The organism is Mesorhizobium sp. M5C.F.Ca.IN.020.32.2.1, from assembly GCF_004023105.1.
In the GTDB taxonomy this organism is placed as follows: Bacteria; Pseudomonadota; Alphaproteobacteria; order Rhizobiales; family Rhizobiaceae; genus Mesorhizobium; species Mesorhizobium wenxiniae.
Window position 1 is genome coordinate 1 of the sequence record NZ_RZSX01000101.1, and the last position, 11,035, is coordinate 11,035.

Annotated in this window: 8 protein-coding genes and 2 pseudogenes; 3 read left to right on the top strand and 7 right to left on the bottom strand. The window is 62.7% G+C overall.

Going from position 1 to position 11,035, the window contains the following annotated elements; all coding sequences use genetic code 11:
* A partial coding sequence (locus EOA86_RS07645; RefSeq protein ID WP_164891610.1) for an efflux RND transporter permease subunit occupies positions 1 to 1,966 on the bottom strand: 1,966 nt, incomplete at its 3' end.
* Entirely contained in the window at positions 1,960 to 2,217 is a 258-nt protein-coding gene (locus tag EOA86_RS07650; protein ID WP_128341132.1) for a hypothetical protein, read from the bottom strand. The genes EOA86_RS07650 and EOA86_RS07645, both read right to left, overlap by 7 nt.
* A 256-nt stretch (positions 2,218 to 2,473) precedes the next feature.
* On the opposite strand from EOA86_RS07650, the gene EOA86_RS07655 reads away from it, so the two are divergent.
* Complete coding sequence (locus EOA86_RS07655) at positions 2,474 to 3,064, top strand: TetR/AcrR family transcriptional regulator (protein ID WP_065010087.1); 591 nt, start codon at positions 2,474 to 2,476, stop codon at positions 3,062 to 3,064.
* A gap of 620 nt (positions 3,065 to 3,684) precedes the next feature.
* Here the strand turns inward: EOA86_RS07655 and EOA86_RS07660 are convergent.
* The 5 genes from EOA86_RS07660 to EOA86_RS07680 all read right to left on the bottom strand — a co-directional run bounded on the left by EOA86_RS07660 (position 3,685) and on the right by EOA86_RS07680 (position 9,036).
* Positions 3,685 to 4,707, bottom strand: a complete 1,023-nt coding sequence (locus EOA86_RS07660; protein WP_127210067.1) for a LacI family DNA-binding transcriptional regulator — start codon at positions 4,705 to 4,707, stop codon at positions 3,685 to 3,687.
* A gap of 69 nt (positions 4,708 to 4,776) precedes the next feature.
* A complete protein-coding gene (locus EOA86_RS07665; RefSeq protein ID WP_127210065.1) occupies positions 4,777 to 5,571 on the bottom strand; it encodes an ATP-binding cassette domain-containing protein in 795 nt (264 codons plus the stop codon).
* A gap of 3 nt (positions 5,572 to 5,574) precedes the next feature.
* Complete coding sequence (locus EOA86_RS07670) at positions 5,575 to 6,561, bottom strand: ABC transporter permease (RefSeq protein ID WP_027152255.1); 987 nt, start codon at positions 6,559 to 6,561, stop codon at positions 5,575 to 5,577.
* A 119-nt stretch (positions 6,562 to 6,680) separates the two neighbouring features.
* Complete coding sequence (locus EOA86_RS07675; RefSeq protein WP_065010089.1) at positions 6,681 to 7,613, bottom strand: substrate-binding domain-containing protein; 933 nt, start codon at positions 7,611 to 7,613, stop codon at positions 6,681 to 6,683.
* Between the two features lie 265 nt (positions 7,614 to 7,878).
* Positions 7,879 to 9,036, bottom strand: a complete 1,158-nt coding sequence (locus EOA86_RS07680; protein ID WP_128341133.1) for a fumarylacetoacetate hydrolase family protein — start codon at positions 9,034 to 9,036, stop codon at positions 7,879 to 7,881.
* A 337-nt stretch (positions 9,037 to 9,373) separates the two neighbouring features.
* Between EOA86_RS07680 and EOA86_RS07685 the strand changes: the two are divergent.
* Positions 9,374 to 10,542 (top strand): annotated as a pseudogene (locus EOA86_RS07685) (FAD-dependent oxidoreductase).
* A gap of 82 nt (positions 10,543 to 10,624) precedes the next feature.
* Positions 10,625 to 11,035, top strand: a pseudogene (locus tag EOA86_RS07690) (ABC transporter permease); the annotation flags it as partial.

Sequence of the window (11,035 nt, forward strand, 5' to 3'; positions counted from 1 at the left end):
CTTCCGGAAGTTCCATGAGCTTCGAGCGCACGTCGGCGACGAGCTTCGAGGCGCTCTGGTCAGGGCCGCGTTCGTCCCATGGCTTCAGGATGGCGAATTCCACTGCCGAGTTCGACTGGGCGGCACTGGTGAGAAAGTTCAAGCCGCTGATCGAACCGACTATTTCGACACCAGGCGTATTCTGCAGGATGTCGCGTGCCTTGCGGGCCACCGCGTCGGTGCGTTCCAGCGATGCTCCATCCGGCAACTGGATGACCACGAAGAAGTAGCCCTGGTCCTCGACCGGAAGGAAGGTCGAGGGCAGGCGCTGCCAGACGAAATAGGTGGCAACAAGCCCGGCCGCGAACAGCCCGAGCATGATCCAGCGCAGGCGGATGAGGATGCGCACACCATGGGCATAGCCATGCGACAGCCGTTCGAAGCCCGTGTTGAACCAGCGGAACAGGAAGAACTGCGTTGCCGGGCGGTGGCGCAGGAAGGCGGCGCTGAGCGCCGGAGTGAGCGTCAGCGAGACGAAGGCGGAGATGCCGAAGGAGATCGCCACCGTCAGGGCAAACTGGTTGTAGAGCCGGCCGGAAACGCCGGGTATGAAGGCGACCGGCACGAACACGGCCATCAGCACGGCGGTCGTGGCGATGATCGGGCCGGTGACCTCGGCCATCGCCGCGCGCGTGGCAGCGAGCGGTTTGAGGCCGGCCTCCAGCTGGCGCTCGACATTCTCGACGACGACGATCGCGTCATCGACGACGAGACCGATCGCCAGCACCATGCCGAGCAGGCTGAGCATGTTCAGCGAGAAGCCGAACATGTACATGACAACGAGCGTGGCCACCAGCGACACGGGAATCGCAATCGTCGGGATGATCGTGGTCCGCCAGCTCTGCAGGAAGATGAACACCACCGCGACAACCAGGACCAGCGCCTCGCCGAGCGTGACCAGCACGTCGTGCATCGACGCGGAAACGAAACGTGTCGTATCGTAATGCATGGCGTAACTGACGCCCTTCGGGAAGCGGGCCGACAGTTCCTGCATCTTGTCCTTGACGCGCTGCTGCAGATCGAGCGCGTTCGAACCCGGCATCTGGTAGACCGCAAGCACCACGGTCGGATCCTCGCCGAAGAATGCCGACGACGAATATTGCAGGGCGCCGAGTTCGATGCGCGCGACGTCGCGCAGCCGAACCAACGAACCGTTCGCGGCATCGGCGCGCACGACGATATCGCCGAATTCCTTGGGATCGCTCAGTCGGCCGACTGCGTTGACCTGCATTTCGAAAGCAGTACCCGCCGGCGCAGGCGACTGCCCGATCTTGCCGGCCGCAACCTGGACATTCTGCTCGGCGATGGCGTTTTGGACATCGACGGCTGTGATGCCGAGATTGGCGAGCTTGTCGGGATCGAGCCATACGCGCATCGAATAGCGCCGCTCGCCGAAGATCTGCACGTCGCCGACGCCCGGCAGGCGCTTAAGCGGGTCGACCACTTGCAGGTAGGCGAGGTTGCTGAGCGCGACCGGGTCGACGGAGCCGTCGGGCGAGGTGAGGTTGACGATCAGGACGAAATTCGGATTCTGCTTTTTGATCGTCACGCCGCCCTGGTTGACGATGGCCGGCAGCGAGGACGCCGCCTGCGACACGCGGTTCTGGACGTCGACGGCGGCGGTGCTCAGGGAGTAGCCGACCTCGAAGGTGATGGTGATCGTCGACGAGCCGTCATTGGAACTCGATGACGACATATAGGTCATGCCTTCAACGCCGTTGATCTGCTGCTCGAGCGGCGTCGTGACGGTGTCGGCCACGACTTGCGCACTGGCGCCCGGGTAGTTGGCGCTGACCACGACCTGAGGCGGCGTGATGTCGGGAAATTGCGAGACAGGCAGCAGGAAATAGCAGATCGCCCCGGCGAGCATCATGATGATGGCGATCGACGATGCGAAGATCGGTCGGTGGATGAAGAAGTTTACCATGACACGTACGCCTCGCCCGATGCTCTCGCCTGGCCGAAGGCCTTGGCCACTCTGGACAGCCGTCGGCTGCGGCTTTGCCCCCGGTCTTCCAGGAAACGAGGCGGCGCCTCGCGGCTGCGGCCTTGCGTATCCGCAAGGGTACGCAGCATTGTCTCGAAAGAGCGCGGGTCGACACGGTCGGCCTTCATCAGCATTTGGATCATCGGATCCTTCACAACTTCGTCGATCGTCAAATCCTTGCGCTGCGACATCGTAGCGGCTCCTGGCTTGCATCTGCGGTGGACGCCGCAGATCGGGTGGTCTTTCTGTTCGCGGCCAAAGTCGCCTGGGGCGCAGTTTCATGCCTGGGCCGATTCGGCGGAGGCTGTTCACAGGCGCCTGCGAGATTGACACGAGGCAATGGGGGTGTTACCAGTAAGTAACATCTAGAAGTTACAGACCGGTAACACCCTAGTCAAGAGGTGTGCCGAGGGATTTTCCGGAAAACCGGAAACCAAGGAGGTTTTGATGGAAGACGGCACTGCGGAACGAATCCGCCCCCGGGATCGCATCCTGGAGACGGCACGGGATATGTTCCACAAGCATGGCATCAAGGGCGTCGGTGTCGACGCGATCACTGAGGCCGCCGGTACCAACAAGATGACGCTCTACCGTCATTTCGAGTCCAAGGACGATCTGGTCATCGAGTGCCTGCGGGCGACCGCATGCAGCGCCAACGCGATGTGGCAAAAGTTCGAGGCCGAGCATCCGGGCGACAAGCTTGCGCAGCTGCACGCCTGGGTTCGGATGGCGGCCGATTGCCTGATGGTGGACGGCCGCGGTTGCGACATGGCGAACGCCGCCATCGAGTTGAGCGAGACCGACCATCCGGCCCGTCGGGTGATCAAGGAACTCAAGCAGGCCCAGCGCGACCGTTTGGTCGGCCTGTGCCGGGACGCCGGCATCGGCCAGGCAGAGCTTCTCGCCGATACATTGTCGCTGCTGCTTGAAGGCGCCCGTGTCAGCCTTCAAAGCGTCGGAGCCGAAGGCCCCAGCGCGCAATTTGTCCGCATGGCGGAAGGCCTGATCGCGTCTTTCCGGGGCGCTGCGGCCAGATAGTCTCGCAAGCGGCGAAACGATCGGAAGCGTGTTCATTGCGAGCCGCGCCGCCGAATGCTCTTTTGTCCGTTCGGACGAGCCGTCATCGCGCTTCTCCTTTGCCGGTCTGTCGCCGAACCATTCCCGGCGCTACCTGCTGCTTGTTGGAGAGGCAGGATAGAACCGATAGCGAATTGGTGAGAGTGACAAGTGTGACGGGATTCCGACGGATCCGCTGATCGCGGCTGCAACACCCTTGCTGGCGAATATGCCGGCGGCATCACCCCTGGTGACGGCTCCCGAACAAGCCGGTGACCATCGCCCGTATTGGTCGTTCGACGCCGATCAAGGTGTCCGGTGATCTTCGTAACCTCAGCCTTTGCCCAACATCCGGAGCCGGAACAAAAAAGCCCGCTGCCGGGAGGAGGTGGCAGCGGGCTTGATTTCGAATACGGCACGGGAGGAGGTGTACCGCACTCAGCGTCGGCATCGCATCTGGGAGGAGTAGATGGCCGACACCTGCGAAACTAGCGGTTGCCCAATGATTCGGCAACAACGAAAGCTGCATAGCAGATGTGCAGATTTGCGGTATCAACCGAATTTTAGCCATTCGGGCAACCGACGGTGGCCGTTGCGCGGCATCACTGGACCGGAACGTTTTCCTTGAAGATCAGGCGCGGCTCGATGAATTTTCGCGTCAGATAGGGCGCCGAGGAAGCGATCGATCCGAGCAGGCGAATGACCGATTGCTCGGCGATTAGTCGTGCATTCTGGTCGATGACGACATCGAGCAGATCGTCGACGAGATAGCCGCGTGTCGCCCTCGTCAGGTCGTGGCAAATGAACACCGGCTTCCTTTGCGGCTTGGCTTCCAGCAGCGCTTTCGCCACGCCCGAACGCCCGGCGCCGACGCAATAGATGCCGAGCAGTTCCGGCTCGTTGTGCAGCGCCTTCATCGTCGCGGTGTAGCTGATGTCAGGCTCGTCGTTGATCTCGACGGCGCTGGTCACGGTCAAATTGGGGAACTCCTCGCTGAGCACGGAGCGAAAGCCCATTTCACGTTCCTCATGCCCGCGGTAGGAGCGTGAGCCGACGACCATCGCCAGATGGCCCGTGCGCCCGCCTACGAAACGTCCCATCAAAAGCGCTGCGGTGCGCCCGGCCACACGGTTGTCGATGCCGACATAGGCCGCTCGCGGTGCGCCCGGAACGTCCGACACCAGCGTGACGAGGCGGATGCCGGCCTCGACGATCTCGCGCAGGATGTTGCGCGTTCTCGGATGATCGATCGCGATGACGCCGGCGCCGTTTGCCTTGAGCGAGAGGTTTTCGACCGCCGCCTGCAACGCGTTCGGCGAGATGCCTGCGAGCTTGTGGATCCGGCAGGAGGCGACAAGCGGCAGGCGTGCCGCATAATCCTCGATATGATTTGCCAGATCCATCATGAAGGCATTGGTGCCGATCGGCAGGAAGAACTCGAGATGCGCCGGCCGCGAGGGCAGCGTGACCTGATCCACGACCGGCAAATAGCCAAGCTGCTTGGCCGCCTCCATCACGCGCTGCCGGTTGGCCGCGCTGGCGCCTGGCCGGTTGTTCAGCACCCGGTCGACCGTCGCGGTCGACAGCCCGCAGCTTCTGGCGATGTCGGCAACGGTGGCTTTCATTGTCGCAGTCATAGGAGCCGATGCGATCCTGTGCCAGAGATACGGCCAACCCGGCTTCCAGCTGGCCACTCAGCCCTGCGGTTGCTTCCCCTGCACGATGGCGTCGTGGATCTCCTTGTCAGACATGCCGGTGATGATCCGTTCGACTTCCGCGACGTTGGTGTTCTTCGGATCGATATCGTCGGCAACCACCTTGCCGCGGCGCATCACGACGATGCGGTCGACCACCTGGAAGACATGGTGGATGTTATGGGCGATGAAGATGCAGGAATGCCCCGAATCGCGGGCGCTGCGCACGAAGCTCAGCACACCTTGCGTCTCGGCGACGCCGAGATTGTTGGTCGGCTCGTCGAGGATGATCAAGTCGCTGTCGAAATGCATGGCGCGCGCGATCGCCACGGCCTGCCGCTCACCGCCGGAGAGCGAGCCGATCGGCGTGGTCGGCGGGATGTTCTTCGAGATGCCGACCTGCTTGAGCAGGTCGCGGGCGACCACGTTCATTGCTTCCTGGTCCATGCGGTTGAGGAAACGCGGCGGCTTGATCGGCTCGCGCCCGAGAAACAGATTGCGCGCGATCGACAATTGCGTGACCAGTGCCGAGTCCTGGTAGATCGTCTCGATACCGTGGGCGATGGCGTCGCTGGTGCTGCGGAAGTCCACCTTCTTGCCGCGGATGAAGATCTCGCCGCTGGTCAGCGGAACCGCACCCGACAGCACCTTGATCAGCGTCGACTTGCCGGCGCCATTGTCGCCGAGCAGACCGACGATCTCCCTTTCATTGACATGGAAATTGGCGTCTACCAGCGCCTGCACACGGCCGTAGGACTTGCGGATGTTTTCCATGCGGACAAGCGGTTCGGCCATGGTTCAAGTCCCCGCCTGATGTCGGCGTTCCAGCCATGAGTGGAGCGCCATCATGCCGAGGATGATCGCGCCGATGAAGATGTTGTAGGCAAGCCCTGGCACGCCGATCAGCACGATGCCGTTGCGCATCACGCGCAGGATCAGGATGCCGAGCACGGTACCGATAATGGTGCCGCGTCCGCCGGTCAGCGCCGTGCCGCCGATCACCACCATGGCGATGACTTCGAGCTCGTAGCCGGTGCCGCTGTTCGGGTTGGCCGCCGAGGTGCGCAGCGAGCTGATGACGCCGGCAAGCGAGGCCATGATCGACGACAGGATGAACAGGCCGATCTTGACGCCGCTGACATTGACGCCGCGCGCCCTTGCCGCATTGGGGTTGCCGCCGGCCGCCTGGATCCAGTTGCCGGTCCGGCTCTGCGTCAGCACGTAGCCGAGTGCGATCGCTGCTGCGATGAACCAGAACAGCGACATGTAGATGCGGAACGGCCCGATGAAGAAATCGCCGACCAATGCCTCGGCAAGCCAGCTGCCTTCGGCGCTCCAGGTGCGTTGCGGAAATCCGCTGGTGACGAACAGAGCGGTGCCGCGCACGACCAGCAGCATGCCGAGCGTCACCAGGAAGGATGGAATCTTGAGTTGCGTCACGAACCAGCCATTGACCAGCCCGATGAAGGCGGCAACCAGCAGGGCCACGACGAAGCCAGCTTCCAGCGAGGTGAGGCCGCTGTTGAAGAGCGTCCACATCAAGACTGGCGAGAAGCCGAACAGCGATCCGACCGAGAGGTCGAATTCGCCCGAAGTCATCAACAGCGTCATCGCCAGCGCAATCAGGCCAAGCTCGACCGTGAAGGCCAATATGTTGCTGATGTTCTGCGGCGACAGGAAGTCGTGGTTGAACCCCCAGAACACGGCGAGCTCGACGACGAGCAGCACGAAGGGCCCGAATTCCGGCCTGGCGATCGAGCGTTGGATGATGGAACTGTTTTCCACGTTGGACCCGCGACATGGTTGGGACTGGCCAAGCCCGGCACCGCGTAAGGCGGTTCGAGGCTCGGCGGAATGATGGGGACGACCGCGGCAGGCGTGCCGCGACCATCCCGATCGCGGTTTTATTTTCCGGACAGGATGTCGTCGTAGACCTGCGCCGTGTCCTTTTCGTACAGTGCGCCGGTGATCACGTCGAAGCCGGGCGGAATGCCGCTGGCGGCCATATTGGCGATCGAAAGCGCCACATAGCTGGTCGCCTGCGGATCCTGCCATTGTGCGGCATTGACGTAGCCGGTCAGCACCTCCTGGGTGGTGTCGAGCGAGTTGCCCCAGCCGACGACCGGGATTTCGCCCGGCTTGATGCCGGCCTGGTCGAACACCCGCTTGATCGAGCCGGTCACCAGATCGCCGAGGCCGATGATCGCCTTGACCTTGGTCCTGTTAGCGGTGAGGTAGTCGACCATACGGTTGATCGCTTCGGCCTGGTCGAGCGTGGCTTCGGTGATTTCATAGGTGATGCCGAGCGGCTCGAACACGCTCTTGATGCCTTCTTCTTCCTGAACGCCATAGGTGGCGCCCGGGATTTCCACCGGCATCCAGACAAAATCGCCCTTTTTCACCAGACCCTTGTCGACCAGATACTGCGCCCAGTTCCTGCCGAAGGTGACGTTGTCGCCGCCAACATAGGCGTTGAAGTCCGCCTTCGGATCGGGCGTGTTGAAGTTGATGATCGGGATGTTTGCCGCCCGTGCTTCCCTAGCGAGCTCGATAAGGCTGCCCGGGTCGGGGCTGGTGGTGGTGATGCCGTCGGCCTTTGCAGCGATGGCCGCGCGAACCGCCTCCTGCTGGGACGACACGTCGCCATTGTGGAACGAGGTGTTGACGGTGTTGCCGGTGTCCGTCGCCCATTGCTTGGCGCCGGCGAGGAAGTAGGTCCAGACCGGATCGGCCGGGCCGCCATGCGAAATCCAGTAGAAGGTCTTGGCCTGTGCCGCCGCCGGAATGGCCAGCGCCACGATCAAGCCGAATACAAATAGTCGTAGCCTTGTCAGCATTTGGTTTCCTCCCATTTGAAAACTTCCTCCACCTCCGACGACGATCACGACAAACCCTGATCGTATTTCTGCCAGCGCCGACCTGGATGCATCAGAGCATCCGCTTTTTCGACATATGGCAAGCCTCCATTTGCCAGTGGTAGTCGGCGCGCGACAAGGCGCCATCAGCGGTCCCATCAGATTGCATCAGTTTGGCTGATATTTTCCGAGCGAGGCCCCTCAATTCGAGCGCCGAGAAATCTAACCTCGCAGGCTGCGCGGGAACCTAGATGAGGTTGGCGCTGGCGAGATCGCGCATCAAATGGCTGGCGCCGTAACTCCAGTGCGGACAGTCGGGCGACAGCCGCACCCGGTTGATCAGGGCGCCGAATTTCTCGGACGAGATGGTGACGATATCGCCGACCTGGTGCGTGAAGCCCTTGCCCTTTTCGCCGCGATCCTTCGACGGCACGAACATGGTGCCGAGATAAAGCGCCAGCCCGTCCGGGTATTGGTGATGCGGACCCATGGCGGCGGCGACCAGCTCTTCCGGCGAGCGGCTGATCTCGGCCATCGAACTGGCGCCGCCCAGCGAGAAACCGTCTTCGCCCTCGACCTTTAGACGCACGATGGCCTGCTTCACGTCATCGATGGAAAATGTCGCGTCGAACAAGCGGATGAATGGGCCGAGCGCGGCCGAGGCGTTGTTGTCCTTGGCCTTACCGAGCAACAACGCCGAGCGCCCTTCGACGTCGCGCAGATTGACGTCGTTGCCGAGCGTCGCGCCGACGATCTTGCCGCTGCTGGCGGCGATCATGGCGATCTCCGGCTCCGGATTGTTCCAGGTGGAAACCGGATGCAGGCCGACATCGGCGCCGAAGCCGACCGACGCCATCGGCTGGCATTTGGTGAAGATTTCGGCATCAGGGCCGATGCCTACCTCCAGATATTGCGACCAGGCGCCTCGCTGGATGAGCTTTGCCTTGATCTCCATCGCCTCCGGCGAGCCGGGCTTGAGCTTCGACAGATCGTGACCGATCAGCCCGGCAATGTCGGCGCGAATGGCGTCGGCTTTTTCCGCCGAGCCGCGCGCCTGCTCCTCGATGACCCGTTCGAGCAGGCTGACGACGAAGGTGACGCCCGACGCCTTGACCGCCTGCAGGTCGACCGGAGAAAGCAGGTACGGTTTTTGCGAATCGCGCGCGGCCTGGAAACTGTTGGCGGCGATCGCATCAAGTGATCCGATCGGTTCGCCTCTGGCCGCTTGGACGTACCCTGCCGGGTCTGGCATCTCGCAGACGTCGCGCACGGTTGGTGCCATGCTCAACGTGATGTCGAACACCGTGCCGTCGCGCACCGTGACCACCAGCGGATGGGACCTATCGCTTGTCCGGGCGCGGCCGATGAAGAGGCCCTCGTTGGGCAGGAGAGTGGTCTTCGTCATGGCTACGGTCCTCTGCTGTCTGGTTCTGCTGCGACGGTCGTTGCTGCCGGACCAATGGTTCACAAAGAGCTTGGCCAGCGGCGGCGGCACTTTCAACAAATTCCGGCCAAAGGTCTATCCCGTCCTCAAGGCGAGTTTTGTGTCCCGATTGCGAAGCGGAAACGAGCTTTCAAAATCATGAAATGGTGACTAGGATTTTCACAACGAACTGCACCCCAGGTGATCCTTGCCCGCACCGTTTTCCGATCCGATCTGGCAGAAGCCGCAATCGGCCGCCGCACCCCAGGCGCTTGTCGGCGGTAAACCCGTCGATGTCGTCATCATCGGCGGGGGCATCATGGGCTTGTCGACTGCCTTGCATGCAGCCCGGTTCGGCTTTGCCGTGCAGGTGCTGGAAGCCGGCGAGATCGGCCAAGGCGCATCGGGCCTTAATGGCGGCCAGGTGATCCCCGGCCTGAAATATGATCCGGAATGGCTGCTGGAGCATTTTGGCCCCGAACGCGGCGAGATCCTCGTCAATTTTGCCGCCTCGACGGCGGACGCCGTCTTCGAATTGATCCGCGACGAGAAACTGGCGGTGCCGTTCGTTCGCAACGGCTGGATCCAGGCAGCGCACACCGAGACGGCGCTGAAGGCGGCGGTGAACAGGGACCGGCAGTGGCGGAACCGCGGCGCCGATGTCCGGCTTCTGAGCCAGACCGAGATCGCCGCGTTGACCGGCGCGCAGGCTATCTCGGCGGCTGGCTCGACCGCCGCGCCGGCGTGATCGATCCGCTTGCCTACACGTCGGAACTGGCACGAATCGCCTCGGCCGCGGGCGTGAAGATCGCCGAGCACCAGAAGGTGGTGCGCCTCGATAAGAACGCCGGCCTTTGGCGTATCTCGACGGAGGGCGGCGCCGAATTGCAGGCGAAGACGGTCATTCTGGCGACGAACGCCTATACCGGCGATCTGCTCCCCGGTCTCGCCGAGACGATCGTTCCGCTGCACTCCTTCCAGATCGCGACAGCGCCGCTGCCGGCCGATCTGGCGGCCGGGATTCTGCCGGAGGGGCAGGCGGTATCGGATTCGCGCCGCATCCTCGTTTATTACCGCAAGAGTGCCGACGGGCGGCTGGTGCTTGGCGGGCGCGGCCGGATGGCGCAGCCGACCAGCGAAGGTGACTGGGCGCATCTCGAGCGCGCGCTGCTCCGGCTCTATCCCGGGCTATCCGGCGTCGGCATCGAAAAGCGCTGGTTTGGCCGGGTGGCGATGACGCCGGATCACCTCCCGCATATTCACGAGCCCGAGCAGGGCCTGATGGCCGTGGTCGGCTGCCAGGGCCGTGGCGTCGGCCTGATGACCGCGCTTGGCGAGCGCATTGCCGGCTATCTGGCGAGTGGCGACGCCAGGCAATTGCCGTTCCCGGTCTCGCCGATCCGGCCAATACCGTTCCACGTCTTTCGGCAGGTCGGCGTCGCCGCGACGATCGCTTGGTATCGTACGCTGGATGCACTCGAGCGCTGATTCCATACCGGCGTAGGAATCTCCTTGACAGTTTCATAACTATGAAAAAATTTATGGGATTTCAAATTCCGATGGGCATGCGATGTCGACCATCGTTGCAAGGCAGCCACTGCCGGAGGCCCGGTCCTCGACGGGTTTCCGGTTGGCCATGCTGCTGCCGGGCGGGCTGGTCACCTTCTTCCTGATCCTGTTTGCGCTTGGTCTCGTACTTTTCCTCGCCTTTCGCGGCAATGACGGTTCGCTGCTGGGCGCCGGTTTCACCTTTGCGAATTTCATCACGGTGGCGTCCGATCCTCTGTACTGGACGGTAACGCTGCGCTCGTTGGCCATTGCCGGCCTGGTAACGCTGGCAACGGTCGTCACCGCCTATCCCGTCGCCTACTACCTTGCCTACCACGCCGGACGGCGGCGCGGGCTGCTGTTGTTTCTGGTGACGCTGCCGTTCTGGACCAGCTATCTCCTGCGCGTCTTCGCCTGGAAGATCGTGCTTGCC

Bases quoted from the DNA above. Each gene is read 5' to 3' on its own strand.
- EOA86_RS07660 (WP_127210067.1), bottom strand. From the start codon at position 4,707: ATGAAAGCCACCGTTGCCGACATCGCCAGAAGCTGCGGGCTGTCGACC.
- EOA86_RS07655 (WP_065010087.1), top strand. From the start codon at position 2,474: ATGGAAGACGGCACTGCGGAACGAATCCGCCCCCGGGATCGCATCCTG.
- EOA86_RS07675 (WP_065010089.1), bottom strand. From the start codon at position 7,613: ATGCTGACAAGGCTACGACTATTTGTATTCGGCTTGATCGTGGCGCTG.
- EOA86_RS07665 (WP_127210065.1), bottom strand. From the start codon at position 5,571: ATGGCCGAACCGCTTGTCCGCATGGAAAACATCCGCAAGTCCTACGGC.
- EOA86_RS07680 (WP_128341133.1), bottom strand. From the start codon at position 9,036: ATGACGAAGACCACTCTCCTGCCCAACGAGGGCCTCTTCATCGGCCGC.
- EOA86_RS07650 (WP_128341132.1), bottom strand. From the start codon at position 2,217: ATGTCGCAGCGCAAGGATTTGACGATCGACGAAGTTGTGAAGGATCCG.